This window comes from Arthrobacter sp. TJ-238 (genome assembly GCF_058269215.1).
The window spans coordinates 435,627-461,241 of the sequence record NZ_JBZCNH010000004.1; the positions used below are offsets into that span (position 1 = coordinate 435,627).

At 71.3% G+C, this 25,615-nt stretch carries 24 protein-coding genes; 11 read left to right on the forward strand and 13 right to left on the reverse strand.

Features of this window, described 5'->3' with window-relative positions; genetic code table 11:
- Nucleotides 1-68 precede the first annotated feature (68 nt).
- From AC4D2O_RS10990 to AC4D2O_RS11000, 3 genes are read left to right on the forward strand one after another with little or no spacing between them, the layout of a single operon-like run.
- Nucleotides 69-518: an FAS1-like dehydratase domain-containing protein gene (locus AC4D2O_RS10990; RefSeq protein ID WP_490907265.1), complete on the forward strand. Its 450-nt coding sequence runs from the start codon at nucleotides 69-71 to the stop codon at nucleotides 516-518.
- Nucleotides 519-520: 2 nt separating this feature from the next.
- The gene (locus AC4D2O_RS10995) at nucleotides 521-961 is read left to right on the forward strand and encodes a MaoC family dehydratase (protein WP_490907267.1); all 441 of its coding nucleotides are present in this window, start codon (nucleotides 521-523) and stop codon (nucleotides 959-961) included.
- A gap of 8 nt (nucleotides 962-969) precedes the next feature.
- Nucleotides 970-2,049, forward strand: coding sequence for a UDP-N-acetylmuramate dehydrogenase (locus AC4D2O_RS11000; RefSeq protein WP_490907269.1), 1,080 nt, complete (start codon nucleotides 970-972; stop codon nucleotides 2,047-2,049).
- 111 nt (nucleotides 2,050-2,160) lie between these two features.
- Here the strand turns inward: AC4D2O_RS11000 and AC4D2O_RS11005 are convergent, their stop codons facing one another.
- The 5 genes from AC4D2O_RS11005 to AC4D2O_RS11025 all read right to left on the reverse strand — a co-directional run bounded on the left by AC4D2O_RS11005 (nucleotide 2,161) and on the right by AC4D2O_RS11025 (nucleotide 5,945).
- Nucleotides 2,161-2,589 (reverse strand): hypothetical protein, encoded by a 429-nt coding sequence (locus tag AC4D2O_RS11005; RefSeq protein WP_490907271.1) that lies wholly within the window; start codon nucleotides 2,587-2,589, stop codon nucleotides 2,161-2,163.
- Nucleotides 2,590-2,660: 71 nt separating this feature from the next.
- Nucleotides 2,661-3,107 (reverse strand): DUF6194 family protein, encoded by a 447-nt coding sequence (locus AC4D2O_RS11010; RefSeq protein ID WP_490907274.1) that lies wholly within the window; start codon nucleotides 3,105-3,107, stop codon nucleotides 2,661-2,663.
- A 105-nt stretch (nucleotides 3,108-3,212) separates the two neighbouring features.
- Nucleotides 3,213-4,352 (reverse strand): aspartate-semialdehyde dehydrogenase, encoded by a 1,140-nt coding sequence (asd, locus tag AC4D2O_RS11015; RefSeq protein ID WP_490907278.1) that lies wholly within the window; start codon nucleotides 4,350-4,352, stop codon nucleotides 3,213-3,215.
- A 181-nt stretch (nucleotides 4,353-4,533) separates the two neighbouring features.
- Nucleotides 4,534-5,127 (reverse strand): dihydrofolate reductase, encoded by a 594-nt coding sequence (locus AC4D2O_RS11020; RefSeq protein ID WP_490907280.1) that lies wholly within the window; start codon nucleotides 5,125-5,127, stop codon nucleotides 4,534-4,536.
- Nucleotides 5,124-5,945, reverse strand: coding sequence for a thymidylate synthase (locus AC4D2O_RS11025; protein ID WP_490907509.1), 822 nt, complete (start codon nucleotides 5,943-5,945; stop codon nucleotides 5,124-5,126). The genes AC4D2O_RS11020 and AC4D2O_RS11025 overlap by 4 nt, the downstream gene beginning before the upstream one ends.
- Before the next feature lie 132 nt (nucleotides 5,946-6,077).
- On the opposite strand from AC4D2O_RS11025, the gene AC4D2O_RS11030 reads away from it, so the two are divergent.
- Both AC4D2O_RS11030 and AC4D2O_RS11035 read left to right on the forward strand, forming a co-directional pair.
- Nucleotides 6,078-9,995 (forward strand): Pls/PosA family non-ribosomal peptide synthetase, encoded by a 3,918-nt coding sequence (locus tag AC4D2O_RS11030; RefSeq protein WP_490907283.1) that lies wholly within the window; start codon nucleotides 6,078-6,080, stop codon nucleotides 9,993-9,995.
- Nucleotides 9,992-11,398, forward strand: coding sequence for a M1 family metallopeptidase (locus tag AC4D2O_RS11035; RefSeq protein ID WP_490907288.1), 1,407 nt, complete (start codon nucleotides 9,992-9,994; stop codon nucleotides 11,396-11,398). The genes AC4D2O_RS11030 and AC4D2O_RS11035 overlap by 4 nt, the downstream gene beginning before the upstream one ends.
- Nucleotides 11,399-11,455: 57 nt before the next feature.
- On the opposite strand, the gene AC4D2O_RS11040 is transcribed toward AC4D2O_RS11035, so the two are convergent.
- From AC4D2O_RS11040 to AC4D2O_RS11065, 6 genes are all read right to left on the reverse strand, one after another.
- Nucleotides 11,456-12,196 carry a 4'-phosphopantetheinyl transferase family protein gene (locus AC4D2O_RS11040; RefSeq protein ID WP_490907292.1) on the reverse strand — a complete coding sequence of 247 codons (741 nt, stop codon included), beginning with the start codon at nucleotides 12,194-12,196 and terminating at the stop codon, nucleotides 11,456-11,458.
- Between the two features lie 45 nt (nucleotides 12,197-12,241).
- Nucleotides 12,242-12,487 carry a hypothetical protein gene (locus AC4D2O_RS11045; protein WP_490907297.1) on the reverse strand — a complete coding sequence of 82 codons (246 nt, stop codon included), beginning with the start codon at nucleotides 12,485-12,487 and terminating at the stop codon, nucleotides 12,242-12,244.
- A gap of 134 nt (nucleotides 12,488-12,621) precedes the next feature.
- The gene (locus AC4D2O_RS11050; RefSeq protein ID WP_490907301.1) at nucleotides 12,622-13,587 is read right to left on the reverse strand and encodes an NUDIX hydrolase; all 966 of its coding nucleotides are present in this window, start codon (nucleotides 13,585-13,587) and stop codon (nucleotides 12,622-12,624) included.
- On the reverse strand, nucleotides 13,587-15,806 hold the full coding sequence (locus AC4D2O_RS11055; RefSeq protein WP_490907305.1) for an RNA degradosome polyphosphate kinase: 2,220 nt from the start codon (nucleotides 15,804-15,806) through the stop codon (nucleotides 13,587-13,589). Before AC4D2O_RS11055 ends, AC4D2O_RS11050 begins: the two co-directional genes overlap by 1 nt.
- 87 nt (nucleotides 15,807-15,893) lie before the next feature.
- Nucleotides 15,894-16,850 carry a mycothiol synthase gene (mshD, locus tag AC4D2O_RS11060; RefSeq protein ID WP_490907307.1) on the reverse strand — a complete coding sequence of 319 codons (957 nt, stop codon included), beginning with the start codon at nucleotides 16,848-16,850 and terminating at the stop codon, nucleotides 15,894-15,896.
- A gap of 206 nt (nucleotides 16,851-17,056) precedes the next feature.
- Nucleotides 17,057-17,764, reverse strand: coding sequence for a winged helix-turn-helix transcriptional regulator (locus AC4D2O_RS11065; protein ID WP_490907310.1), 708 nt, complete (start codon nucleotides 17,762-17,764; stop codon nucleotides 17,057-17,059).
- Between the two features lie 183 nt (nucleotides 17,765-17,947).
- Here AC4D2O_RS11065 and AC4D2O_RS11070 point away from each other — a divergent pair, with 183 nt between their 5' ends.
- The 4 genes from AC4D2O_RS11070 (at nucleotide 17,948) to AC4D2O_RS11085 (ending at nucleotide 21,172) form a co-directional block, all read left to right on the forward strand.
- Complete coding sequence (locus tag AC4D2O_RS11070) at nucleotides 17,948-18,700, forward strand: hypothetical protein (RefSeq protein WP_490907313.1); 753 nt, start codon at nucleotides 17,948-17,950, stop codon at nucleotides 18,698-18,700.
- A 198-nt stretch (nucleotides 18,701-18,898) separates the two neighbouring features.
- The gene (locus tag AC4D2O_RS11075) at nucleotides 18,899-19,498 is read left to right on the forward strand and encodes a nitrobindin family protein (protein WP_490907316.1); all 600 of its coding nucleotides are present in this window, start codon (nucleotides 18,899-18,901) and stop codon (nucleotides 19,496-19,498) included.
- Nucleotides 19,499-19,577: 79 nt separating this feature from the next.
- A complete protein-coding gene (gene ygfZ / locus AC4D2O_RS11080) occupies nucleotides 19,578-20,663 on the forward strand; it encodes a CAF17-like 4Fe-4S cluster assembly/insertion protein YgfZ (RefSeq protein WP_490907318.1) in 1,086 nt (361 codons plus the stop codon).
- Between the two features lie 146 nt (nucleotides 20,664-20,809).
- A complete protein-coding gene (locus AC4D2O_RS11085) occupies nucleotides 20,810-21,172 on the forward strand; it encodes an ankyrin repeat domain-containing protein (RefSeq protein WP_490907510.1) in 363 nt (120 codons plus the stop codon).
- 22 nt (nucleotides 21,173-21,194) lie between these two features.
- Here AC4D2O_RS11085 and AC4D2O_RS11090 read toward each other — a convergent pair whose 3' ends face one another.
- Both AC4D2O_RS11090 and AC4D2O_RS11095 read right to left on the reverse strand, forming a co-directional pair.
- On the reverse strand, nucleotides 21,195-21,920 hold the full coding sequence (locus tag AC4D2O_RS11090) for a GNAT family N-acetyltransferase (RefSeq protein ID WP_490907320.1): 726 nt from the start codon (nucleotides 21,918-21,920) through the stop codon (nucleotides 21,195-21,197).
- A gap of 3 nt (nucleotides 21,921-21,923) precedes the next feature.
- Complete coding sequence (locus AC4D2O_RS11095; protein WP_490907322.1) at nucleotides 21,924-22,949, reverse strand: 6-phosphofructokinase; 1,026 nt, start codon at nucleotides 22,947-22,949, stop codon at nucleotides 21,924-21,926.
- Between the two features lie 291 nt (nucleotides 22,950-23,240).
- On the opposite strand from AC4D2O_RS11095, the gene AC4D2O_RS11100 reads away from it, so the two are divergent.
- Complete coding sequence (locus AC4D2O_RS11100) at nucleotides 23,241-24,107, forward strand: UbiA family prenyltransferase (RefSeq protein ID WP_490907324.1); 867 nt, start codon at nucleotides 23,241-23,243, stop codon at nucleotides 24,105-24,107.
- Nucleotides 24,104-25,606 carry a phytoene desaturase family protein gene (locus AC4D2O_RS11105; RefSeq protein ID WP_490907327.1) on the forward strand — a complete coding sequence of 501 codons (1,503 nt, stop codon included), beginning with the start codon at nucleotides 24,104-24,106 and terminating at the stop codon, nucleotides 25,604-25,606. Before AC4D2O_RS11100 ends, AC4D2O_RS11105 begins: the two co-directional genes overlap by 4 nt.
- Nucleotides 25,607-25,615: the final 9 nt, after the last annotated feature.

The window sequence follows — 25,615 nt, forward strand, 5'->3', positions numbered from 1 at the left end:
GCGCCGTCGTGCCGCCCACCGCCCACGTACCGCAGGTACTGCCGTACGCCGCTTCCATCGGAGGATCCATGACCATCAACCCCGACCTGCAGGGGCGCAGCTACCCCGCGGGAGAGACCTACTCCGTGGGACGCGAGGCCATCCGCGACTTCGCCCGGGCCGTGAAGGCCACCCACCCGGCGCACTACGACGTCGAGGCCGCTGCGGCTCTCGGTCATGCCGACCTCGTGGCACCGCCGACGTTCGCCATCATCGTCGCCCAGCGTGCCGATGCGCAGCTCATCGGCGACCCGGATGCCGGCATCGACTTCACGCGCGTGGTGCACGCGGACCAGCGCTTCGTCCACCACCGGCCCATCATCGCCGGGGACCAGCTCGTCGCCGAGCTGCACGTGGACCAGGTGCGGTCCATGGGTGGCGGGGCGATGATCACCACCCGGGCCGAGATCACCACCATCGACGGCGAGCGGACGGCCACCACGACGTCGTCCCTCCTCGTGCGCGGAGAGGACCAGTAGCCATGGCAGTATCGACAGCGACCCTCGAGGTCGGGCAGCAGATCGGGTCCACCACGCTCCATATCACCCGGCAGGACCTCGTGCGGTACGCCGGGGCGTCGGGAGACCTCAACCCCATCCACTGGAACCAGGCCTTCGCCGAGGGGGTCGGCCTGCCCGGCGTGATCGCCCACGGCATGTTCACCATGGGTGCAGCCGTCCAGCTCGTGACCGACTGGGTCGGGGACCCGGCGGCCGTCGTCGACTACCAGACGCGTTTCACCAAACCCGTCATCGTCGAGGACACCACGGCGCAGCCCGGCGAGCCCGGGGCCGTCGTCGAGGTGACCGGCGTGGTCGGCGCGATCGACACCGATGCCTCCACCGCCCGCATCGACCTCACCGTGACGTACGCGGGGCAGAAGGTCCTCGTGAAGGCGCAGGCCGTGGTGAGGCTCCCGTGACGGTCCCGATGACGGGGACGCGCCTGGCCGAGCTCACGACCGCACGCGTCGGAGGTCCGGCGCGGACCCTCGTCGAGGCCTCGACCGAGCAGGGCATCGTCGACGCGGTCCGTGCGGCCGACGCCGCCGGGGAGCCGCTGCTCATCATCAGCGGAGGGTCCAACCTCCTGATCGGCGACGACGGGTTCGACGGCACCGTGGTGCACATCCGCTCCGCGGGCTTCACGGTCAACGACGACGACGCGACCTGCGGCGGCGTCATGGTCAACGTCCAGGCCGGCCACGACTGGGACGACCTGGTCCGCTACACCGTGATGCACGCGTTCTCGGGGCTCGAGGCGCTCTCGGGCATCCCGGGCTCCACCGGGGCCACGCCGGTGCAGAACGTCGGAGCCTACGGGTCCGACGTCTCCCAGACCATCGCCACGGTGCGGACCTACGATCGCGAGACGGACCGCATCAGGAGCTTCACCAACTTCGAGCTCCAGTTCGGCTACCGCGACTCCCTCCTGAAGCGCACCACGGTGAACGGCTCGCCGCGCTACGTGGTGCTGTCCGTCGAGTTCCAACTGGGGCTGGGGCGCCTGAGCAAGCCCGTCCGGTACGCGGAGCTCGCCCGCGCGCTGCGCATCGACGTCGGAGCACGTGCCTACGCCAACGACGTGCGGCGTGAGGTGCTGAAGCTGCGCAGGGGCAAGGGCATGGTGCTCGACGGTCCGGATGCGGACACCCGGAGCACCGGCTCGTTCTTCACGAACCCGATCGTGAGCCAGGACGTCGCCGACCGTCTGCCGGAGGACGCCCCGCGGTATCCGGCAGGGGCGGACGGCCAGGTGAAGCTCAGTGCGGCCTGGCTGATCGAGCATGCCGGGTTCTCCAAGGGCTTCGGGCTGATGGACGACGCCGGGCATGCGGCGGCGGGAGGCCGTGCGTCGCTGTCGACGAAGCACACCCTCGCCGTGACGAACCGGGGAGGTGCGTCGGCGTCCGATCTGCTGGCCGTGGCACGGCTGGTGCGGGACGGCGTCGAGAAGGCGTTCGGGATCCGCCTGGAGCCGGAACCGCTACTGATCAACTGCGCCCTGTAGCCCTTCGTCCGCGGGAGGCCCGGCGGGCGGGCCGGGTCCGCGTGCCCCAGGGCGGATGCGTCCTGTGCGTCCTCCCACGTGCTGCGGCCCGCCCGCGCGGGCCGGCACGTGTCACAGTGCGGGGGAGCGGCGTGCCTGCTCGGCCGCAGCGCGGGTCAGGACGACGTCGTGCCAGCTGTCCTCGCGCTGTACGAGTTGCCGCGAACACAGCCACTGCGCGAGGCGCGACGCCACGCTGATCTGCGCCAGCCGGTCGTGGAAGTCGGGGAGGAGCTGCGGGCCCGCGAGGAAGTCGGGCAGGGCGTGCAGCAGGTCCCGGGCGCCCATGACCTGCACGTAGGGGCTGTCGGTCCCGAACTGCCGCTCGAGGGCGAGCAGCTCCTGCTCGGCGTCCGTCAGCCCGGCCGCAGCGATGTGCTCGAGGTAGTCCCGGAGATGGTCCTGCACACGCTCGTACCGCAGCAGGCTCTCGGGATGCTGTACGTGACCGCTCGCAGCGAAGAAACGCCGGAGGATGGTGTCTGCGTTCACGGGGTCCATGCGCTTCATCCTGCATGCGCCCTCCGACCTTTTCGTGGGACCGGGTCCGACGGAAAGGTCGGAGGCACCCGTCAGGGGCGTCGGCGGCCGGCCCGCCGTCGCTCGTCCTCATGCGCGTCGTGCAGGAGTCGCAGCACTGTCGCCCGCGTGCGGTTCCCCGGGTTCACCACGGCCACCCAGCCGAGCCGGCCGTAGACCGGGTGCGGCAGGATCGTGTCCGCCTCGCTGAAGTCGGGATCACCTCCGTCACCCACGAGGTCACGGGCTCGCGCTGACCCCACGTGGATGTTCAGGCGCCATCGGCCCTCGGCAGCCAGGTCGGACTGAGCGTCGTCGGGGTAGTCCTTCGTGACGATCGTCGCGTAGGGCTGGGTGTTCTCCGGCACGGTGCCGTCGGGCGAGTAATAGAAGAAGTGATCGCCCCAGGCGATCGGCGGGGCGTCATCGCCGTCCCGGGGTGCCACCTCCACCACCCCGTCGAACGCCCTGATGTCCTCGAGGATGTCGTCCATACCCATGACACCAGTATCACCTCCGTCGAACCTGTCCTGACGGTCGCGGCGCCCGGTCCCGCCGATCCCGCCGCGGATGCGGGGGACGCCGACGGCCGCCCCTCAGTACAGCTAGAGGTTGCCGGTGGCGATCATCAGCATGCGCCGGAGCGGCTCGGCCGCACCCCACAGGAGCTGATCGCCCACGGTGAAGGCGCTGATGTACTCGGGGCCCATCTCCATCTTGCGGATACGGCCCACGGGGACCTCCAGCGAACCGGTGGCAGCGACAGGGGTCAGCCCTGCGAGTGTGTCCACCTTCGTGTTGGGGATGACCCGCACCCACTCGTTGTCGGCTGCGATGATCGACTCGATCTCGCTGACGGGCAGGTCCTGGGTCAGTTTCAGGGTCAGCGCCTGGGAGTGCGAGCGCATGGCTCCCACCCGGACGCACAGCCCGTCGAACGGGATGCGGCTCTCGGTACCGAGGATCTTGTTCGTCTCCGCACCGGCCTTCCACTCCTCCTTGGACCGACCGTCGCCGAGGTCGCTGTCGATCCACGGGATCACCGAGCCCGCCAGGGGAACCCCGAACTGCGACGCCTCCAGGCTCGGGTGACGCTGCTTGGCGAGGATCACCCGGTCGATGTCCAGGATGGCCGAGGCGGGATCGTCCAGGTTGATGGCGACCGACCCGTGCAGTGCACCGAACTGGTTCAGGAGTTCGCGCATGTGACGCGCTCCGCCGCCCGATGCCGCCTGGTAGGTCATGGAGGTCCCCCATTCGACCAGGCCGTTGCGGAAGAGCCCGCCGAGCCCCATGAGCATGCAGGAGACCGTGCAGTTGCCGCCGATGAAGTCCCGGACCCCGCGCGCGAGTCCTGCATCGATGGCGGACCGGTTGACGGGATCCAGCACGATCACGCTGTCCTGCTCCATGCGCAGCGTCGACGCGGCGTCGAGCCACAGGCCGGACCACCCGGCGTCGCGCAGCTTCGGGTAGACCTCGGAGGTGTAGTCGCCGCCCTGCGCCGTCACGATGATCGGCAGCTTGGCGAGGGTCTCGACGTCGTACGCGTCCTGCAGCGTGCCGGCACCCTCGGCGAACGACGGCGCCGCACCGCCTGCGGCCGACGTCGAGAAGAACACGGGATTGACGCGGGCGAAGTCGCCCTCGTCCTGGAGTCGCTGCATGAGGACCGAACCGACCATGCCGCGCCAGCCCACGAATCCGACGGACGGCAGGGCAGAGCTCTCGGGTGCTGATGTCATGCGTCCCAGTTTAGGCGGTGTGTTCGTGGAGCGGCCGCTTTGTGACTGTGCCTCGCGCCGGCTGGACGCACCGGCCCGACGCTCGGGCCGCCGGGGCGCGTCCCTTCCGGGGTCGTGCCCCCGCCGCAACGGGGCGGCGATGCGATCGAGCCGGACCTTGGACCTGTCCGTCCCCCTGCGCTCAGATCGCGCCCGAGCGCCCCGCATCCTCTCGGGATGTCCTGGTCCAGAGGCTGATGCGGTACCGGGTCCCGTTGGTGGACTCCAGCCAGCCCGACTCCGGCGTCAGCGCCGCCAGCGCCCACTCGGTACCGAGCGACGGTGCCACGGTGTCACCGTGGGCATCGGATTCGACGACGGTGACGAGCACCGCGTTGGCCCGCTCCATGGCATCCGCGTAGACCCGGCCGCCACCGATCACCCAGATCTCCTCGGACCCTGGCGCGGCCCGCGCCGCCTCGAACGCCGCATCGAGCGACCCGACGACGACGGCGCCCGGCAGGTCGGCACCGGAACGCGACACGACGATGTTCGTACGGTCAGGCAGGGGTCGCGACTTCGACGGGAAGGACTCCCACGTCCGGCGACCCATGATGACGGGGTGTCCCGTGGTGGTGGCTTTGAAGTGCGTCATGTCCTCGGGGACGTGCCAGGGGATACCGCCGTCCCTGCCGATCACGCCGTTCTCGGTCTGTGCCCAGATCAGGCCGATCACCGGGTGCGAGCCGACAGCCGCGGACACGCTGAGGCTGCTGTTCGAGCGCGCCTCGCTCATACCGCCACCGGTGCCTTGATCGTGGGGTGGTGCTGGTAGTCGACCACCTCGAAGTCCTCCAGGGTGTAGTCGAGGATGCTGTCCGGCTTCCGCTTCAGCTCGATCCGCGGGTACGGGTACGGTTCCCGCGACAGCTGTTCGGCCACCTGCTCCACATGGTTGTCGTAGACGTGGACGTCACCGCCGGTCCAGATGAACTCGCCGGGCTCGAGCCCGGTCTGCTGCGCCACCATGAGGGTCAGCAGGGCGTACGACGCGATGTTGAAGGGCACCCCGAGGAAGGTGTCGGCCGACCGCTGGTACAGCTGGCAGGACAGCCGCCCGGGACCGCCGTCGGTTCCCGGCGTCACGTAGAACTGGAAGAACACGTGGCAGGGCGGCAGCGCCATGTCGTGCAGTTCGGAGACGTTCCACGCCGAGACGAGGTGCCGGCGGGAATCGGGATCGGTCTTCAGCGCCTCGACCACCTGGGTGATCTGGTCGATGTGGCCGCCGTCGGGCGTAGGCCAGGAACGCCACTGGACGCCGTAGACGGGTCCCAGTTCGCCGTCGTCGTCCGCCCATTCGTTCCAGATGGAGACGCCGCGCTCCTGCAGCCAGCGGACGTTCGAGTCGCCCCGCAGGAACCAGAGCAGTTCGAGCGCCACCGACCTGAAGTGCACGCGCTTGGTGGTGATGAGCGGGAAGGACTCGGTGAGGTCGAAGCGGAGTTGCCGTCCGAAGACGCTCCGGGTGCCGGTGCCCGTCCTGTCGCTCTTCGCCGCGCCGTTCGTCATGACGTCGCGCAGCAGGTCCTCGTACGGGGTGGGGATGGGAATGCTCACCCAGCCAGTCTAGGACGTGCCGCGCGGCCGGGAGGAGCGGCCCGTGCCCCCGGTAGACTGCCCCGGAGCCCGCGGCCCGCCGGCGCTGGTCACCTGCCGTTCATATTCCACCGGGAGAATCCCAGCGTGACCACACCCCCGACCGAGACCGCAGCCGCACCGGCCCCCCAGTTCGCCGCCGCCGCACTCGCGCCGACGCCCCGCACGCTCCTCGACGTCCTGCGCGCCACGGCCGCGGACCATCCCAGTGCGTCGGCACTGGACGACGGCGCCTCCGCGCTCAGCTACGCCGAGCTGGTGACGGCCGCCGAGCAGTTCGCCGCCGTCCTGCGCGACGCCGGGGTGGGGCGCGGCGACACCGTGGGTGTGCGCCTCCCCTCGGGCACGAACGAGCTCTACATCGCGATCCTCGGCGTGCTCACGGCAGGCGCGGCCTACGTGCCGGTCGACGCCGACGACCCCGACGAGCGCGCTCGCGTGGTGTTCGCGGAGTCGCAGGCCGCCGTCGTCGTGGGGCAGGGACTGTCGCTGACCACCGGGACGGGCGGACGCCGGGGAGGCACGGGGGACCCGACCCCTGACGACGACGCCTGGGTCATCTTCACGTCGGGCTCGACGGGGACGCCGAAGGGTGTCGCGGTCAGCCACCGGTCCGCTGCGGCCTTCGTCGACGCCGAGGCACGCCTGTTCCTGCAGGACGACCCGATCGGGCCCACCGACCGCGTGCTCGCCGGACTGTCCGTGGCGTTCGACGCGTCCTGCGAGGAGATGTGGCTGGCCTGGCGGCACGGCGCCTGCCTCGTCCCGGCCCCCCGCGCACTCGTCCGCACCGGCGTCGACCTCGGACCGTGGCTCATCGCCCGCGGGATCACGATCGTGTCCACCGTCCCCACCCTCGCAGCACTCTGGCCCGCCGACTCCCTCGAGAACGTCCGCCTCCTCATCTTCGGCGGGGAGGCATGCCCGCCGGAGCTCGCACAGCGCCTCGCCGTCCACGACCGCGAGGTCTGGAACACCTACGGTCCCACCGAGGCGACCGTCGTCGCCTGCGCCGCCCGCCTCGGCGGCGAGGGACCCGTCCGCATCGGACTGCCGTTGGACGGCTGGGACCTCGCCGTGGTCGACGGGTCCGGACTGCCCGTGCAGGAGGGCGGCATCGGCGAACTCATCATCGGGGGAGTGGGCCTGGCCCGTTACCTGGACGCGGCCAAGGACGCCGAGAAGTACGCGCCGATGCCCACCCTCGGGTGGGAACGGGCCTACCGCTCGGGCGACCTCGTGCAGCTCGAGGCCGCCGGGCTCGTGTTCATGGGGCGTGCGGACGACCAGGTGAAGCTCGGCGGCCGCCGCATCGAGCTCGGCGAGGTGGACGCCGCCCTGCAGGCCCTGCCCGGCATCGCCGGCGCGGCCGCTGCCGTGCAGACGACCCCGTCGGGTAACCAGCTCCTGGTCGGCTACCTCGTCCCGGCAGAGCCCGAGCCCGACCTCGCGGCGCTCCGCACCCTGCTCGCGGAGCAGCTCCCCGCGGCACTCGTGCCGCTGCTGGCCGTCACCGACGCGCTGCCCACCAAGACGAGCGGCAAGGTGGACCGGAATGCCCTGCCCTGGCCCCTCGCCGGCATGGGCGAGGCCGGGGACGCGACGGCGCTCGAGGACCTCGATCCGCGCGTACAGTGGATCGCCGACCAGTGGGCCGCCGTCCTCGGCGCCGTCCCCGCCGACGAGGACGCCGACTTCTTCCTGCACGGTGGCGGGTCGCTCGCCGCCGCCCGGCTGGTGTCCCTGATCCGCGGGCGCTATCCCGTCATCACCGTCGCGGACATCTACGCGCATCCACGGCTCGGCGCGCTCGCGGCGTTCGCGGCGAGCACGGGCGACGGCGGCGAGCAGGCCGCCGCCCCCGTCCGCAGCGTGCGCCGTACTGCCCGGAAGTCGCAGGTCTTCCAGACCGTCATGGGCATCCCGCTGCAGTTCCTCGCGGGCATGCGCTGGCTGACCTACGCGATGATCGCCAACAACGCGCTCGCCGCCCTGGGGATCCTCACGGCCGCACCCACCCTGTCCTGGTGGTGGGTGGCGGCGTCGTGGCTCGTCTTCGTCAGCCCGGTCGGCCGCATGGGGCTGTCCGTCGTCGCGGCCCGCCTCCTGCTCGGCGGTGTGCGGCCCGGCGTGTACCCGCGGTCGGGCCGGGTGCACCTGAGGCTCTGGCTCGCCGAGCAGATCTCCGACAGTGTGGGCGCGGTCGGCCTCGCGAGCGCCCCCTGGGTGCCGGTCTACGCGCGGGCGCTCGGCGCGAGCATCGGGCCCGACGTCGACCTCCACTCCGTCCCGCCCGTCACCGGCCTGCTGACCCTGGGCGCCGGGGCGTCCGTGGAACCGGAGGTGGACCTCTCGGGCTGGTGGATCGACGGCGACCGCGTGCACATCGGAGGCATCGCCGTCGGAGCCGGAGCCGTCATCGGTGCGCGCAGCACGCTCATGCCGGGCGCGAGCATCGGGTCCGGCGCGGAGGTCGCTCCCGGATCGGCCGTGCACGGCACGGTCAAGGCGGGCCAGCTGTTCTCGGGCTCACCCGCCACGCGGGCGGGGAAGGCCAAGCAGGACTGGCCCGCCGCACCGCCCGCACGCTCGGCGGGGCGGTCGCGCCTGACCTTCCTGGCCTTCGCCGCTGCATCGGGTGCGCTCGCGCTCATCCCGTACCTGGCCGCCGTAGTCGCCGCGCTGCCCGTCGTGGCGGCATTGCGCGGGGCGTCATCGCTCTCGGCGGCCTGGCCGTCCCTCGCGGGGCCGGTGATCCTCGCCGCGATCCTCTGGCTCGTCGTCAACGCCGTCCTCGTCCTCGGAACGGTCAGACTGCTGGGGATCGGCCTGAAGGAGGGCTACTACCCGGCCCGCAGCCGCATCGGCTGGCAGATCTGGGCCACCGAGCGGACCCTCGACATGGCACGGGACCTCCTGTTCCCCCTCTACGCCAGCCTGTTCACCCCGGTCTGGCTCCGGCTCCTCGGAGCCCGCGTGGGCCGCAACGTCGAGGCCTCCACGGTGCTGCTCATCCCGAAGATGACCACCATCGGCGAGGGTGCCTTCCTCGCGGACGACACCATGGTGGCCTCCTACGAACTGGGCGGCGGCTACGTGCGGATCGCCCCGGCGAAGATCGGGCGCCGGGCGTTCCTCGGCAACTCGGGCATGACCTCCGCAGGACGGCGCGTACCGAAGAACTCGCTCGTCGCCGTCCTGTCGGCCACGCCCGCGAAGGCCAAGGCCGGCAGCTCCTGGCTGGGCAGTCCGCCGTCGCGTCTGCGGCGGCTCGCCGTCACCGGGGACCAGAGCCGTACCTTCCAGCCGCCCCGCCGCCTCAAGATCGCCCGCGCCTTCTGGGAACTCTGCCGCGGGGTGCCGGTCGTCCTCACCGTGCTGATCGCCGCCGCAGCCCTCGTGATCTTCGACGCGCTCGCCCGGCAGGGCGGTTACCTCATGGCGGCGCTCCTGAGCGGCGTCGTCTTCATGGTGCTCGGCGCCGTCGCTGCAGGCAGCGCCGTTGCCGCGAAGTGGCTGCTCGTGGGCCGGATCGCGGCGGAGGAGCACCCGCTGTGGAGCTCGTTCATCTGGCGCAACGAGGTGGTGGACACCTTCATCGAGAGCGTGACCGCGCCCTGGTTCGCCCGTGCGGCCAGCGGCACGCCGGCCCTCGTGTGGTGGCTCCGTGCCCTCGGCTCGAAGATCGGCTCCGGCGTGTGGTGCGAGAGCTACTGGCTGCCCGAGGCGGACCTCGTCACGCTCGGTCCCGGGTCGACCGTCAACCGCGGTTGCGTCGTGCAGACGCATCTCTTCCATGACAGGATCATGAGCATGGACACCGTGGAACTCGCCGCAGGCGCAACCCTGGGACCCCACAGCGTGATCCTCCCCGCAGCGGACATCGCCGCGGGCGCCACCGTGGGACCGGCGTCGCTCGTGATGCGCGGCGAGACCGTCCCGGCAGGGACCTACTGGATGGGGAACCCGGTCAGCTTCTGGTCCGGTCCGGGAGATCCTGCGTGAGCAGTGGTCCCGAAGGCCCGGCGCCGGATCCGTACACCCCGGCCAGTGGCAGCACCTCCTACCGCGTGGGCCACTACGACCTGAGCCTGGACTACCGGCTCGCCAGCAACCGCCTGGCGGCCCGCGCCGTCCTCACGCTGACCGCGCACCGCGAACTGCGGCAGCTCGAACTCGACCTCAGCGGGCTCCGCACCACCAAGGTCACCTCCGACACCGTCCGTATCCGGTCCTTCAAGGACCGGGCCGGCAAGCTCGTGATCGCCTTCCGCGATCCGGTGCCGAACGACGCCGAGTTCCGCCTCGACATCCGCTACGAGGGCAACCCCGCACCGCTCTCCGGGATCTGGGGCGAGGTCGGCTGGGAGGAACTGACCGACGGCGTCCTCGTGGCGGGGCAACCCACCGGAGCACCGTCCTGGTTCCCCTGCAACGACCACCCCTCGCAGAAGGCCGCCTACCGGTTCACGGTCACCACCGACTCCGGGTACCGGGCCATCTGCAATGGCGTGCTCGTCTCGCGCATCGACAGGTCGAGCCGGACCAGCTGGGTGTACGAGCAGGCGGAGCCGATGGCCACGTACCTCGCGACGGTCCAGATCGGCCGCTACGACCTCGTGGCGCTGAACGATCCGGCACGGCCCGCCGTCGCCCTCCCCGCCCGCGCGGCGGCCCGTGGGCAGGGGAGCCCCGTGCCCCAGTACGCTGCCGTACCGGCCTCGCTCGTTCCCGCCGCGCGGGCATCGCTGGCCCGGAACCACGAGATGATGACCGCGTTCGAGGAGCGATTCGGGCCCTACCCCTACCCCCAGTACCTCGTGGTGGTCACCGACGACGAGCTCGAGATCCCCCTGGAGGCGCAGACACTCTCGATCATCGGCCGCAACCACCTCCACCAGGGCTGGGACGCCCAGCGGCTGATCGCCCATGAACTCGCACACCAGTGGTTCGGCAACTCGGTGACGGCGGCGGGCTGGCAGGACATCTGGCTGCACGAGGGCTTCGCCTGCTACGCCGAGTGGATCTGGTCGGAGGCCAGCGGAGCGACGACGGCGGACGCCCATGCGCGGTCCACCCACCAGCGTCTCGCCCGGGAACCCCAGGACCTCCTTGTCGGCGACCCCGGTGCCCGCGACATGTTCGACGACCGGGTGTACAAGCGCGGCGCCCTCACGCTGCATGCGCTCCGCACCGCCGCCGGGGACGACGCCTTCTTCGGGCTGCTGCGCACCTGGACGGCGGAGTACCGCTTCGGGACGGTCACCACGCCCGACTTCATCGCGCTCGCGGCACGCGAGCTCCCGGGGGTGGCCGTGGAAGACCTGCTGGAGCCGTGGCTGTTCTCGGAGACGCTGCCCGCCCTGCGGACCGGCGGGATGGTCCAGCACCTCTTCGGGGGCCGGTAGCCCTCGAGTCCCACGGGCCGGTGGCCCCGAGCCCTGCGGAACGACACTCCCTCGGTCTCACGGGACGACCGCGACCGCCGCTACGAGGCCGAGCGGCTCCAGCACGGCACCGTCGACGGCGTGGAGGTCGGTGATCCTGCCGTCCTGCAGCACCCCGACCGTGTCCGGGTCGCGCTCCGCGAAGCCGGTACCCAGTGCCTTGACCAGGGCCTCCTTGCGCGCCCACAGGCGTGCCCGTGCCCGATCCCGGTGGGCAGCGGGCAGCCGCTGGACGGCGAGCCGCTCGCCGGGAGTCAGGGTGACGTCGTCGAAGCCGTCGAATGCCACGGTGGTCGCGGTGGCGAGATCGACGCCGAGGGACGGCAGGGGAGCCCCGGCAGGAACGATGCCACGCAGGTCGAGCGCTCCCAGGAGGGCGAACCCCCCGGCCCGCGAGAGGCTGAGCGCCAGGGGCACCGGTTCGCCGTCGAGCTGGTACGCGGGCCGCCCGTGGTCGGCTCCGGAGACCGGTCCGCAGCGCGGACACGCGAAGCACGGGACGAGGTCCCCCGCGGGCACACCGAGGATTTCGGCGGTGAGCAGGCGCAGGAGGTAACGGCCCGCGATGAAGGTACCGGCCGTCGCGAGGTCACCGGTGCGCACCGCCCGTGCACGTTCGACATCGTCGAGGAGCGCGAACATCGCGCCGACCTCCGGCAGCACCGCAGCGGACCCGACAGCCCTCAGGCGGAGCGACACACGCGGCGGCAGACCGGCCGGAGCGGCGCGGGCGGCGGAGGCCCCGGGGGAGGGCTTCATCCCGTCACGGCCATGGACGACCATGCACGGGGTCGGGTCCGGTCGTCACCGACCCTGGTGGTGGCCGAACAGCTCGGCGCACACATCGTCCCGCAGGACGAACGGCCGGGGCCGGTCGCTGTCCGCCGAACGGCCGTAGACGTAATAACCACGGCCCTCCCCGGGACCGCCGGCAGCACGATCGATGGCGTGCAGGAGCCTCGGCGTCAATGGCCCCGAGGGCCCGATCCGGTGGATCTGCTCGATCTCGTGCGGTGCGAGTGCCCGAACGAGGCCCTTCACATCGGCCATGGGTACTGTCCTGTCGTCGCTGCCGCTCCGTGGGTGAAGGTCCGACACTAGGCACGCGGGATGAACAGGGCGTGAACGGAGGCCGTATCGGCGCTGACTCCACGTGAACTGCTCCTCCCCGCCGAACCGGCAGGTCAGTCGTCGTATGCGCGGAACTGCTCCACCGAGACGATGCGCCCCTGGTTCGCACTGCTCACCTGGCAGATGACCGCCTCGCCCGGGGCGAGGTAGGGGTCCTCGACGGGCAGGAGCTCCCGCAGCGCGGCCGGCATGTGATCGCCCAGCACCGACAACACGAGCGGCAGCACCGGACGGTGCGTGCAGAGGGCCACGGGCCGGCGCTTGTCCAGGACCCGCTCCACCGCAGCCCTGGTGCGTCCCGGCCTGCGCGCGGCGTCGCGTTCGGTGAGGGCGTCGACGAGCTTGAGCTTCGCGCTGCGCTGGTTCACATAGGGGGAGATGGTCTGCACGCAGCGCTCCCACGGGCTGCTCACCACGCGTTCCGGGTTCCACGCCTGCAGCAGGCGGCTCACCGCGATCGCCTGCCGTCGACCCGTGGCGGCGAGGGGCCGGTCGCCCTCTGCCCGGCTCCAGGAGGAGCGCGGCTTCGCCTTTGCGTGGCGTACCACGATCAGGGGCCAGGTCTGCAGATCCTTCGCGTCGTGCGCCGCGACGAGGGCGTCGAGGGGTTCGACGTCGGACGGATTGCTCAGCAGGTCGCGGGCCTTCTCCGGCGACACCCACTGCACCCGGTCGACCTCCTTGCCGTCCGGGACGGGACGCAGACGATCCGTCCTCGCGGCCCAGTACAGGACGACCTTCTCGCCCGAGGACACCGGGTAGCTGATGGTGGCGAGGGGGATGCCGAGCTTGACGCTCAACCCCACCTCCTCGAAGGTCTCGCGGACGGCGCACTCGGGCGTCGTCTCGCCCGGATCGAGCTTGCCCTTCGGCCACGACCAGTCGTGGTACCGGGGCCTGTGGATGATCAGGACCTGGAGGCGGCCCTTCTCCAGCCGCCAGCAGAGCGTCCCGGCGGCGATGACCTGGCCCGCGCCCTGGGTCGAAGCGGCGGTGGTGTCGTCGATCGGTGCGGCCATCAGCGGCGTGACACCGCTCGCTGCCGTGCCCTGGACGCGAGCAGCCAGGACTGGATGTCCTCGAGGGGTGCGCCGTCGTCGTCCTTGTGGTGGCGCGTCCAGCAGCCCGTCTCGTCGAGGTGCCAGCTGGAGACCTCGGGGTTCATGTAGCGGTCCATGAGGCTCATCAGGTAGGAGATGTCCTCGGGCGCACTGAGCTGCACGAGGGCCTCCACGCGGCGGTCCAGATTGCGGTGCATCATGTCCGCCGAGCCGATGAACACCGCAGGCTCGCCGCCGTTCGCGAAGGCGAAGACGCGCGAGTGCTCCAGGAACCGGCCCAGGACCGAGCGGACGGTCACGTTCTCGCTGAGCCCGGGGACCCCCGGCCGGACCGAGCAGATGCCGCGGACGATCACGTCCACCCTCACGCCGGCCTGCGAGGCACGGTAGAGCGAGTCGATGATCGCCTCGTCCACCATCGAGTTGACCTTGATGACCACGCGAGCGGCGCGGCCCGCCTGCTTGTTGGCGATCTCCCGTTCGATCCGGTCGATCAGGCCCGAGCGCACCGAGCGCGGAGCGACGAGCAGTCGCTTGAACGTGGACTTCGGGGCGTAGCCGGAGAGCTGGTTGAACAGACGCGAGAGGTCCTGGCCCACCTGCTCGTTCGAGGTGAGCAGACCGAGGTCCTCGTAGTACCGGGCCGTACGCGGGTGGTAGTTGCCGGTGCCGATGTGGCAGTAGCGGCGCAGGCCGTCGATCTCCTGCCGCACCACGAGCGAGAGCTTGCAGTGCGTCTTGAGGCCCACGATGCCGTACACCACGTGCACGCCGGCCTGCTCGAGCTTCCGGGCCCAGGAGATGTTCGCCTGCTCGTCGAAGCGGGCCTTGATCTCCACGAGGGCCAGCACCTGCTTGCCCGCCTCGGCGGCGTCGATCAGTGCATCGACGATCGGGGAGTCGCCCGAGGTCCGGTAGAGCGTCTGCTTGATGGCCTGGACCTTCGGATCGGCGGCCGCCTGCTCCAGGAACGCCTGCACGGACGTCGAGAACGAGTCGTACGGGTGGTGCAGCAGGATGTCGCGGCGCCGCATGGCGGCGAACACGTTCGCGGCCTTCGAGGTCTCGCTCTCGTTGAGGTGGCGGCTCGTGTGCGGGACGTGTTTCGGGTAGTGCAGGTCGCCGCGGTCGATCCCGGCGATCACGCTGAGGCCCCGCAGGTCCAGGGGAGCGGGGAGCGTGTAGACCTCGTCCTCTTCCACGCCCAGCTCGCGGGACAGGAGCGCCCTGATGCTCGGGTTGATGTCCGTGGTGACCTCCAGGCGCACGGGCGGACCGAACCGGCGGCGCAGGAGCTCCTTCTCGAGGGCCTGGAGGAGGTTCTCGGCGTCGTCCTCCTCGACCTCGAGGTCCTCGTTGCGCGTGACCCGGAACAGGTGGTGTTCGAGGACCTCCATGCCGGGGAAGAGCTGGTCGAGGTGGACGGCGATGACCTCCTCGAGCGGGATGAAGCGTGCGATGCGCCCGGCGACGTTCCCGGCACGCGGTCCGTCGACGGACATCAGGCGCGGCAGCTGGTCGGGCACCTTGACGCGCGCGAAGAGCTCCTTGTCGCTGACCGGGTTGCGGACCACGACCGCGAGGTTCAGGGACAGCCCCGAGATGTAGGGGAAGGGATGGGCCGGGTCGACGGCGAGCGGCGTGAGGATCGGGAAGACCTTCTCGGCGAACATCTTGTGCAGCTCGGCGCGGGCGGTCTCGTCCAGTTCCTCCCAGGTGGTGAGGTGGATCTGCTCCTCGGCGAGCGCCGGCCGGATGTGCTCGGCGAACACCGCCGCATGGCGCTGCTGCAGCTGGTAGCCGTCACTCATGATCTTCTCGAGCTGCTCGATGGGGCTGAGCCCCGCGGCGGAGGGTACGGCCAGGCCGGTGGCGATGCGCCGCTTCAGGCCGGCGACGCGCACCATGAAGAACTCGTCGAGGTTGGACGCGAAGATGGAGAGGAAGTTGACGCGCTCGAGCAGGAACAGGTCGGGGTCCTCGGCCAGTTCGAGGACGCGGGCGTTGAAGTCGAGCCAGCTGATCTCGCGGTCCAGGAAGCGGTCGGGGCGGATGTCGCCGGTGGGCAGGAGACTCGGGGCGAAGTCGGGGATGTCGATGCGGTCCTGGGTCGCCCGGGCCGGAGCCGTCTCGGAAGATCCGTACAGGGACGCGCTCCGGCGTCGTGTCTCATCCATTGCGTCTCCTGCAGCGTGGGCGGGCATGGGCGCGTGTCCACGCCCGCCGGGCCTGGACACGCCTCGGAAACAACCTTACAAGGTGGGTTACGCCCGTTCGCCCGCGTACATGACGTCGACGTCCCAGCGGGTGAATCCGAGCTTCCGGTACAGGGCGACGGCGGCCGTGTTGTCCGCGTCGACGTACAGCATGATGGCCTGCAGGCCCCTGCCGTGGAGGTACTCGATGCCCGCGATCGTCAGCGCCTTGCCGAGCCCCAGTCCCTGCGCCTCGGGCGTCACGCCCACCACGTAGACCTCGCCCATGGGCGGGTGCGCACCGATGCCGGGGTGCACCTTGGTCCAGTGGAAGCCGAGCAGTGCGCCGTCCTCCTCCCGCACGGCGAGCAGGAAGCCCTCGGCGTCGAACCACTCCTCGTCCATCCGTGCCTCGAGGTCCGCCCGCGTGGTGGCGCCCTGCTCGGGATGGTGGGCGAACGCAGCCGCGTTGGCGGCGAGCCACGCCTCCTCGTCCTGGCCGCGGACGAACGCGCGCAGCGCCACGCCGTCGGGCGGGTGCACCTCCGGGAGGGACTGCTCGGCGGCCCCGCGCGTCAGGCGCATGCGCCACAGCTCGCGCACGGGGACGAAACCGAAGCGTGCGGCGAGGTCCGCGGCAGCCGAATGGTTGCCGTGCGACCAGCCCTGCAGATCGTCGAGACCCTCGGCCAGGACCGCCTCGATGAGGGCGGTGCCGGCTCCCTCCCCGCGGCAGTCGGGGCCGACGACGAGTTCGAGGACCGCGCCGTCCGTGCTGCGCGTGATGACGGCGACGCCGGCGAGCTCGGCCTCCTGCTGCCCGGAGGTGCGTGCCGTGAGGACGAGCAGGCGGTCGCCGGCGTCCTGTGCACGGAGGGTCAGGAGTGTCTGCTCCGACAGGGGCGGGTTGCCGTCCGCCTCCGCCGCTGCGGCGGCGAGCCGTCGGATGTCGTCGAGGACGGCCGGCCCGGGGGCGCCCGCGGTCCTCTCGACGGACCAGGTGGGAAGAGGCTGCGCGGCGGTCATGCGCCCAGCCTAGCCCCGCCCGCCGAGGGGTTTGGCGCCCTGCGGACCGTGCGCTAGTGTGGAACACGCTCAAGGGGGATGCGCCAGTGGGGCGCCCGCGATACGTTCGACCCGTATGTCCTCCACAACTGTTCCGCGAGGAACGACGCAGAAGCCCCCTCCACCCGCGGGTGGAGGGGGCTTCTGCGTGCCGGGCCGTCCCGGGCTCAGGCGTTCTGGTCGACCGAACTGCGGTCCTCGGGCAGGCGCGTCAGCGTGAAGCGGTAGCCCACGTTCCGCACCGTCCCGATCAGCTGCTCGTGGTCGGACCCGAGCTTCGCGCGCAGGCGCCGCACGTGCACGTCCACGGTGCGCGTGCCCCCGTAGTAGTCGTAGCCCCACACCTCGTGCAGGAGCTGGTCCCGGGTGAAGACGCGGCCGGGGTGCTGGGCCAGGTACTTCAGCAGCTCGAACTCCTTGTACGTGAGGTTCAGCGGCTCACCGCCCACCCGCGCGGTGTAGCTGGCCTCGTCGATCACCACACCCGAGGCGTGGATCTCCGTACTCGTCTCCGCGCCGGCCGCCGTGGACCGGGCGATGACGAGGCGCAGTCGCGCCTCCACCTCCGCAGGGCCGGCCGAGTCGAGGACGACGTCGTCCGCGAGCCAGTTGGCCGCCACCGCCGCCATGCCGCCCTCGGTGAGCACGAGGACGAGGGGCGCGCTCAGGCCCGTGGCCTTGAGGAGCTGGGTGAGGGAGCGGGCGCCGACCAGGTCCTTCCGTGCGTCCACCAGCACGACGTCGCACGGATCGGTGTCCAGCAGGGCCGTGGGCTCGGCCGCCAGGGTGTGCACCTTGTGATTGAGCAGTTCGAGCGCCGGCAGGATCTCGACGGACGAGCCGGTGGTGTTGGTCAGCATCAGGATGTGCGGCATGTGTCCTCCACGGGTCGGGGATGCGCATCATCGGGCAGGGCTGCCCTCGGGTCCGGCCGGGATCCGAGGGCGGTAGAGATTTGCACAAGTATAGCCGCCCCCTTGTGAGGTGGCCCACGCGCCCCTACTCCCTCCGTACGCAGGTTTTCGCAGCCCCTGTGCGGGTAGGGCAGTATTGCTCGGGTGAAGAGGACGAGCGTGGCCGCAGCGGCCGGGGCCGCGGCGCTGGCGACCGGGGCGATCGTCGCGTCCTCCTACATCTCCCCGACGGCGGTCGTGATCGTCACGGCCGTCGCCTGCCTCCTGACCGCCGTCGGCTGGCCCTACGTCCTGCGCGTCCCCGCCCGGAAGAGCCTGTCGGCGGCCATCGGGCTGAGCGCCCTGCTCGCCGTCGTCCTCGCTGGCACCACCCCCGGTCCGTCCTTCCTCACCTGGTTCCCCGCCTCGGTGGCCCTCGGCGTGGGGGCCGTCTTCATGATCCAGCTCCTCCGCGGCACCGGGCAGAGCCTCCGGCTCGAGTCGACGCTCGGGGCGAGCGCGGGAGTGGTGATCGTCGGTATGGGGTCGGGCTGGGTTGCCGCGGATCGCCTCGTCGCGAACGCCGCCGACTCCGGCATGACACTCGTCACCGGGGTCAGCGTCCTCGTCGCGATCGCCGTCAGCCTCCTGCCCTTCCCCGACCGCATCGTCGCACCCGTCGCCGTCGCACTCGCCGCACTGGCCGGTCCCCTCGGGGCGCTCCTGTTCACGGACGTGCCGGCGCTCGCCGCCGCGGTGGTCGGGCTCGCCTGCGGTGTGGTCATCGCGGGGACGCGCCGCCTGCTCGTCGGCCGAGAGGCACCGCTGGCGGTCGTCGCGGCGGTCGCCGCCGGGATAGCGCCCGTGCTCGCCATCGGCGCCGTCGTGTACCTCCTCGACAAGCTGTTCCTCGCCTGAGCGCATGTGACGGGGCAAGCAGATCCTGTCGGGCACCGTCCGGACCGGGCGTTAGGATGGAAGCATGTCCATCCTTGCCCTTGAAATCTTCTTCATCTCGCTGCTGGTCGTCGCCGGTCTCGGCATGGCAGGTTTCGCAGCCCTTGTCATCACGCGCCTGTACAAGGGCCAGAAGTAGCCGACCGACCGGGAGCCCCCATGTCGATTGACCTGCCCACCGACCTCACGCCCGAGCTCGTCCCGCTGTCGTGGCTCCTCGGAACCTGGGAGGGGACGGGGATGCTCGGTGAGGGTACCGCCGAGTCGGAGCGTTTCTCCCAGCGGGTCACGTTCTCGCAGAACGGCCTTCCCTACCTGCAGTACAGCGCGGAGTCCTGGCTCATCGACGAGCAGGGGGCACAGCTGCGACCGCTCTCCGTCGAGACGGGCTTCTGGGCCCTCGACCGCAAGCTCAACGACGCCGACGTCGGTCCCGGACTGAGCCCCGCGGACATCGTCCCGGCGCTCAAGACGGCCGACGAGGTGGAGCAGTTCCGCAACGACGCCGGCGGCTTCGACATCACCGCGACGATCGTGCACCCCGGAGGCATCGCAGAGCTGTACTACGGCAGCATCAAGGGCCCGCAGATCCAGCTCAGCACGGACCTCGTGATGCGCGGCCAGCATTCCAAGGAGTACACCGCGGCCACGCGCCTGTTCGGCCTGGTGGAGGGCAACCTCTACTGGCGCTGGGACGTCGCGGCCGACGGCAACTCCCTCGAGGCCCATGCCTCGGCCATCCTGAAGAAAGTGTCCTGAGCGCCCCGTAAGGGCGCCCGACAATGAGCACGACCACGAGCACCGCGGAATAGTCCCGCCCGGAAGGCGTTATACCGTCATGATCCCGCGCAGCCCTCTCCTCAACCGACCCGGTGCCGTCGAGGGCGGCGGCGCCGACACCGGGGTGGCCTCCCACTACGGCGACCCCTTCCGCGAGCAGCGCCTCCTGGCCGACGGGCAGGCCGTCGTCGACCTCTCGAACCGGGGCGTGGTGACCGTCTCCGGGCCGGACCGCCTCAGCTGGCTCAACACGCTCTCCTCCCAGCTGCTCCTCGGGCTGCAGCCGGGGCAGAGCTCGGAGACGCTGCTCCTCACCGTGCAGGGCCGCATCGAGCATGCCGCGCACGTCGTGGACGACGGCACCACCACGTGGCTCGTCACCGAGGGCGGCGAGGCCGCTGAGCTCACCGCGTTCCTGGAGCGCATGAAGTTCATGCTCCGCGTCGACGTCGCCGATGCCACCGGCCCCTGGGCCGTGCTCGGTGCCACCCGCGCCCTGCCGGAACTCAGCGACGCCGTGGTGTGGGAGGACCCATGGCCCACGGTCGGGACGGGCGGCTACGCCTACTCGACCGTCGACGACACGCACCCCGGGCGCGAACGGCCGTGGTTCGAGCATCTCGTGCCGCGCGACGCGCTCGAGGCCGCCGTCGCCTCGACCGGGCTGGCCCTCGCCGGCTCGCTCGCCGCCGAGGCCCTGCGGATCGCCGCATGGCGGCCGCGGCCCGGCTTCGAGACCGATGAGAAGACCATCCCGCACGAGCTCGACCTCATGCGCACGGCCGTGCATCTCGCGAAGGGCTGCTACAAGGGCCAGGAGACGATCGCGCGGGTCCACAACCTCGGCCATCCGCCCCGCCGGCTCACCTTCCTGCACCTCGACGGGAGCCAGCACACCCTCCCGGCGGTGGGCAGCCCGGTGATCAGCGAGGACCGCACCGTCGGCCGGGTCACCTCGGTGGGCCACCACTACGAGATGGGTCCGATCGCCCTCGCCGTCCTCAAGCGCTCCGTCGACGCCTCGGCCGACCTGCTCGTCCAGGACGGGGAGGAGCGGTACGCCGCCGGCCAGGAGGTCATCGTCGCGCCCGATGCCGGCCAGGTGATCGGACGCGCGACCGGGTTCCTGAGGGCACCGCGATGAGCACGGGGGACGACGGCGGCACGCCACGGGACGGGAGCCTGATCCCGGGAGCCGGCGTGCACGCCGGCGGGCAGTCCGAAGCCGGCGCAGCAGCCGGTGACCCACAGCAGAGCGACGCACAGTCAGCAGCGGACGCAGCGGCCGCGATCGCCCTCGCCCATGCGCTGTTCGACGCCGCCCGGCAGGGCGACACCACGACGCTGGTGCGGTACCTCGACGCGGGCGTCCCCTTCACGCTGACGAACACGGCCGGGGACAGCCTGCTGATGCTCTCCGCGTACAACGGGCACCCGGCGATCGTCCGTGATCTCCTGGCCCGGGGCGCCGACGCCGACCAGGCCAACGACCGCGGACAGACACCGCTCGCTGGTGCCGTGTTCAAGGGCCACACCGAGGTGGCGAGACTCCTCGTCGAGGCAGGAGCCGATCCCGATGCCGGGACGCCGTCGGCCCGCGCCGCAGCGGAGATGTTCGGGCGGACGGACCTCGTGGGGCTGTTCGGCGAGTAGGGCCCGGATCCCGTGCCCGGGCTCACCGCCGACCGAGAGCCACCGAGGTCTGCGTCCCCGCGTACAGGAACCCCGCGCGGCGAGCCGTCCGCTGGGACGCGGTGTTGTCCGTCCTCGCACGCCACTGGGGCACGAGGCCCGCGGCCATGGCCTCCTCGACGGCGACGGCGGCCACGCGCCCCGCGTAGCCCTTGCGCCGTTCCTCCGGCGGTGTGATGGCGGCGATGTGGGCCAGGATGCCCTCCCAGATGTCGTACCCGGCGCCCGCCAGCGGCGTCGGCTGCGCATCTGCTGCGTCAGCGCTCCCGTCCACCAGGACGAACGGGTGCTCGACCCCGCCGAGATCCGCCTCGGCGACGTCGTCCGGCGGGCACCTGCGCTCGAGTGCGCGGACGAGCGCGGCCTCGCTCGAGACCACGGCGGGCGGCCCGTCGAACTCTGGCAGCGCATCGCAGAAGTACAGCTGGGCCTCGCCGAGAGCACGCCCCCCGTGATCGCGGGTGAGCGTCAGCAGCGTCGAGGCACTCCGCAGCTCCGGCCCGGCGAGGTCCCGCCCTGCCTCGACGGCCCAGGCCGGCCCCCTGAGGACCTCCCGCCCGAACAGCGTCACGAACGTCAGCAGGGAGGCGTCGTCGTCCGTGCTGTAGAGGCGTTCGGAGCCGCCGTCGCCGAGGGCACCGTCGTCGAGCCCGAGCAGGCGCGACCAGGCGAGCTGGATGATCGAGACCGTGCCCGGATCGAGGTGCATCGCTCAGCCGAAGAGGATGGCGGCTTCGTCGTAGCGGTGCTGGGGGACCCGCTTGAGGTTGCCGAGCGCCGCCTCGAATCCCACGTGCGCTATCTCCGTGCCGTTGAGGGACACCATGGTGCCCCACAGCTCGTCCGTCACCGAGTCGACGGCGGCCATGCCGAGGCGCGTGGCGAGGACGCGGTCGAACGACGTCGGGACTCCGCCGCGCTGGATGTGGCCGAGGATCGTGGCGCGGGTCTCGATACCCGTGCGTGCCTCGAGCTCGGGCGCGAGCTGGTCGGCGATCCCGCCGAGGCGGGGCCGGCCGAAGGTGTCGAGCCCGCGTTCGGAGTGGGCCTGCTCCATGTGCGAGGGGACGAAACCCTCGGCGACGACGACGAGGGGGGCACGTCCTCGGGCGTTCGCCGTCGACACCCATTCGGCGATCTGCTCGATGCTCGTCTGCTGCTCGGGGATCAGGATGGCGTGCGCGCCCGAGGCCATGCCGGCATGCAGGGCGATCCAGCCCACGTGGCGGCCCATCACCTCGGCGATCATGCAGCGGCTGTGCGACTCGCCCGTGGTGCGGAGCCGGTCGATGGCCTCCGTGGCGATCTGCACGGCCGTGTCGAACCCGAACGTGTAGTCGGTGGCGTCGAGGTCGTTGTCGACCGTCTTGGGGACGCCGACGATCCTGAGGCCGAGGTCGGTGAGCCGTTTGGCGGCGGCCAGGGTGCCCTCACCACCGATCGCGATCACCGCGTCGATGCCGAGGCGGTCGAGGTTCTCGCGAATGGCGTCCGCGCCGCCCTTGCCCTCGAAGGGATTGGTGCGGGACGTCCCGAGGATGGTGCCGCCCTGCTTCGAGATGCCCCTGACCGCGTGCCGCGGGAGGTCGACGACGTCGCCCTCGACGACCCCGCGCCACCCGTCGCGGAAGCCGACGAACTCCTGCCCGTGCACCTTGATGCCCTTGAGCACGGCACCGCGGATGACGGCGTTGAGCCCGGGGCAGTCGCCGCCGCTGGTGAGGATTCCGATCTTCATATGGCGTGGGGTTCCTTTGACGAGGAGGTGGATGGTCCAGCGGGAGCACGCCGTCGGGCCCGACTATGATTCTAGACACACACCGGTCCGCCGGCCGACGGCTGGCCCTCGGACCCTTGGACCCTCGGACCCTCGGACCCTCGGACCCTCGGACCCTCGGACCCTCGGGCACGAAGTCACGAGGGCGGGGGCGGAGGCGTGCCGCCGACCACGTAGGCTGGGGACCGTCCGGCGCACGAGGGCTCGAGCCCGTCCGATGCGCGCCCAGCCGGTCCGAGGAGGACACCCGCAGTGCCCCAGGCAGGTTTTGCGCCAGCGGCGCTGCGCATGGTCTTCATCTCCCGCCCCGTCCTCTGGATCAACACCCTGGGCACCGGCGTCGTCGGGATGTGGCTCACAGGCACGTTCTGGCAGGCGGAGGCACTCGCGCTCCTGGTCTGGCTCACGCTGCCGTTCAACCTGCTCATCTACGGCGTCAACGACATCTTCGACCAGGACACGGACGCCCTCAACCCGCGCAAGGGCTCGCTCGAAGGCGCCCGCATCAGGGCCTCGGAGGTCCGTGCCATCTGGCTCGCGGTCCTCGTCACGAACGTGCCGTTCCTCGCCTGGTTCGCGCTGACCCTTCCGCCGGCGGCCCTTGCCTGGATCGCGCTCTACGCGCTCGTCTTCGTCTTCTACTCCGCCCCGCCGCTGCGCTTCAAGGCGCGGCCGTACCTCGATTCGATCAGCAACGCCGCCTACGCGTTCCCGCTCGTCTTCGTCCCCTACGCACTCGGTGACAGGCCGGTGTGGGCGGCCGCGCTCGGCCTGATGGCCTGGAGCGCCGCGAAGCACACGTACGACGCCGTGCAGGACATCGACGAGGACAGGGGAGTGGGCATCACCACGACGGCCGTGCGTCTCGGCGTGCGCGGCGTCGTCGCCTGGAGCGGTGCGTGGTGGGCCGTCTCGACCGTGTGCTTCGCGCTGGTGAACATCCCCGTCGCCGTCGTGAACGCCCTGATCGCCGGCTGGCTCCTGTGGGGGCTGTACCGCGACCCGCGTCCCGAGACGGGGCACCGGCTGTACCGCTACTCGATCGCGTTCCCGTACGTCGCCGGCACCGTCGCGGGCGTCCAGCTCGTCGTCGCGCTGACGCTGGGCCTGTACCGATGAGCCGGGTCGTCGTCGTCGGCGGCGGGATCGGCGGCCTCACCGCTGCGGCGCTGCTCGGCCATGCGGGCCACAGCGTGACCCTGCTCGAAGCCGCCGACCACGTCGGCGGCAAGAGCCGCCGCATCGAGGTGGCAGGGCAGCGCATGGACACCGGGCCGTCGCTCCTCACCTTCCCGGGCGTGTGGCAGGAGCTCCTGGCGCTGCTGGATGCCGTCGCCCCCGGGGCACCCGCTTCGACCATGGCTTCCAGTGCCGGTTCGAGTGCCGGTTCGTCGACCCGTCTGCCGTCCGGTTCGCCGTCCCGGCCCACCGACGCCGCGGGCATCGCGGACCTCCGCCTCGAACGGCTCGAGGAGGTCGGCACCTACTACCACCGGGGCGAGGCGTGCCCGCTGCCCGTGCCCGAGGGCCACCCCTGGCACGAATCATGGGTACGCTTCGCCGCCGAGCACGGCGTCCTGGGCGGAGACGTGTCGCGCCTGCTGACCACGGCTCCGCTCGATCCGTCGGCCTATCCGGCACTGAGCCGGCTGGGCAGGCTGTACGGCCGGAAGCTCACCACCCGCAGCTACCTCGACAGCCTGCCGTGGCTGCCCGACGGCCTGCGCGAGGTGATTGCGATCCACACCCTCAACGCCGGCGTGAGCCCCACCCGCACACCCGCCCTGTACGCGAGCATGCCCGCCATCATGGCGCAGGACGGCGTCTGGATCCCGGAGGGCGGCATCTACGAGCTGGTGCTGGCCCTCGAACGGCTCGCGGTCGACGCCGGCGTCGAGATCCGCACGGGCGAGCCCGCGCAGCGCATCGGACGGCGGCGGGTGATCACCGCCTCGGGCACCTACCCGGCCGACGCCGTCGTCGGTGCGCTCGACGCCCACCGCCTCGGTGGACTGCTCACGGGCCGCCCGCCCCGGACCCCGCGGAAGCTCACCTGCTCCGCCGTCGGTATCTACGCCGTGCTCGCCCGGCCGCTGCCCGAGGGGACGAGCCGCCACGGGGTCATCATGCCGGACGACCCTGCGGCGCTGTACGCGAGCCTCGAGGCCGGCGACGAGCCGCAGCAGACCATGGCGTTCGCCAACTACTACCCGGCGCACGGGGTGTACCCGAATGCGTCGGCCACGCTCGCGCTGCTCCTGACCGCGCCGGCCAACGGGAAGACGTACTCGCTCGAGGACCCCTTCGTGCGGCGCGAACTCGACAGGACCACGCGGGTGCTGGGACTGCCCGAGCCGATCCAGGACTATTTCACGCGCCACGAGATCCTCGATCCCGGCTACTTCGGTGAGCAGGGCTCGGCCGGAGGGGCCCTGTACGGAGCGGTGCACCCCGCGTGGATGAGCGGACCGTTCCACGTACCGCCCTACTCGGATCCGGTGAGGCCGTGGCTGTGGCGCGTGGGGGCGTCGGTGCACCCCGGCGGAGGGCTGCCGGCCGTGCTCGGCGGGGCGATGATGTCCACGCAGAAGCTCCTGGCTCGGCTCGGTCCGGCGTAGCCGCCGCGC

Excerpts from the sequence above, each read along its gene's own strand:
- AC4D2O_RS10990 (WP_490907265.1), top strand. The coding sequence starts at position 69 with ATGACCATCAACCCCGACCTGCAGGGGCGCAGCTACCCCGCGGGAGAG.
- AC4D2O_RS10995 (WP_490907267.1), top strand. The coding sequence starts at position 521 with ATGGCAGTATCGACAGCGACCCTCGAGGTCGGGCAGCAGATCGGGTCC.
- AC4D2O_RS11000 (WP_490907269.1), top strand. The coding sequence starts at position 970 with ATGACGGGGACGCGCCTGGCCGAGCTCACGACCGCACGCGTCGGAGGT.
- AC4D2O_RS11005 (WP_490907271.1), bottom strand. The coding sequence starts at position 2,589 with ATGGACCCCGTGAACGCAGACACCATCCTCCGGCGTTTCTTCGCTGCG.
- AC4D2O_RS11010 (WP_490907274.1), bottom strand. The coding sequence starts at position 3,107 with ATGGGTATGGACGACATCCTCGAGGACATCAGGGCGTTCGACGGGGTG.
- asd (WP_490907278.1), bottom strand. The coding sequence starts at position 4,352 with ATGACATCAGCACCCGAGAGCTCTGCCCTGCCGTCCGTCGGATTCGTG.
- AC4D2O_RS11020 (WP_490907280.1), bottom strand. The coding sequence starts at position 5,127 with ATGAGCGAGGCGCGCTCGAACAGCAGCCTCAGCGTGTCCGCGGCTGTC.
- AC4D2O_RS11040 (WP_490907292.1), bottom strand. The coding sequence starts at position 12,196 with ATGAAGCCCTCCCCCGGGGCCTCCGCCGCCCGCGCCGCTCCGGCCGGT.
- AC4D2O_RS11045 (WP_490907297.1), bottom strand. The coding sequence starts at position 12,487 with ATGGCCGATGTGAAGGGCCTCGTTCGGGCACTCGCACCGCACGAGATC.
- AC4D2O_RS11050 (WP_490907301.1), bottom strand. The coding sequence starts at position 13,587 with ATGGCCGCACCGATCGACGACACCACCGCCGCTTCGACCCAGGGCGCG.
- AC4D2O_RS11055 (WP_490907305.1), bottom strand. The coding sequence starts at position 15,806 with ATGGATGAGACACGACGCCGGAGCGCGTCCCTGTACGGATCTTCCGAG.
- mshD (WP_490907307.1), bottom strand. The coding sequence starts at position 16,850 with ATGACCGCCGCGCAGCCTCTTCCCACCTGGTCCGTCGAGAGGACCGCG.
- AC4D2O_RS11065 (WP_490907310.1), bottom strand. The coding sequence starts at position 17,764 with ATGCCGCACATCCTGATGCTGACCAACACCACCGGCTCGTCCGTCGAG.
- AC4D2O_RS11075 (WP_490907316.1), top strand. The coding sequence starts at position 18,899 with ATGTCGATTGACCTGCCCACCGACCTCACGCCCGAGCTCGTCCCGCTG.
- ygfZ (WP_490907318.1), top strand. The coding sequence starts at position 19,578 with ATGATCCCGCGCAGCCCTCTCCTCAACCGACCCGGTGCCGTCGAGGGC.
- AC4D2O_RS11090 (WP_490907320.1), bottom strand. The coding sequence starts at position 21,920 with ATGCACCTCGATCCGGGCACGGTCTCGATCATCCAGCTCGCCTGGTCG.
- AC4D2O_RS11095 (WP_490907322.1), bottom strand. The coding sequence starts at position 22,949 with ATGAAGATCGGAATCCTCACCAGCGGCGGCGACTGCCCCGGGCTCAAC.
- AC4D2O_RS11105 (WP_490907327.1), top strand. The coding sequence starts at position 24,104 with ATGAGCCGGGTCGTCGTCGTCGGCGGCGGGATCGGCGGCCTCACCGCT.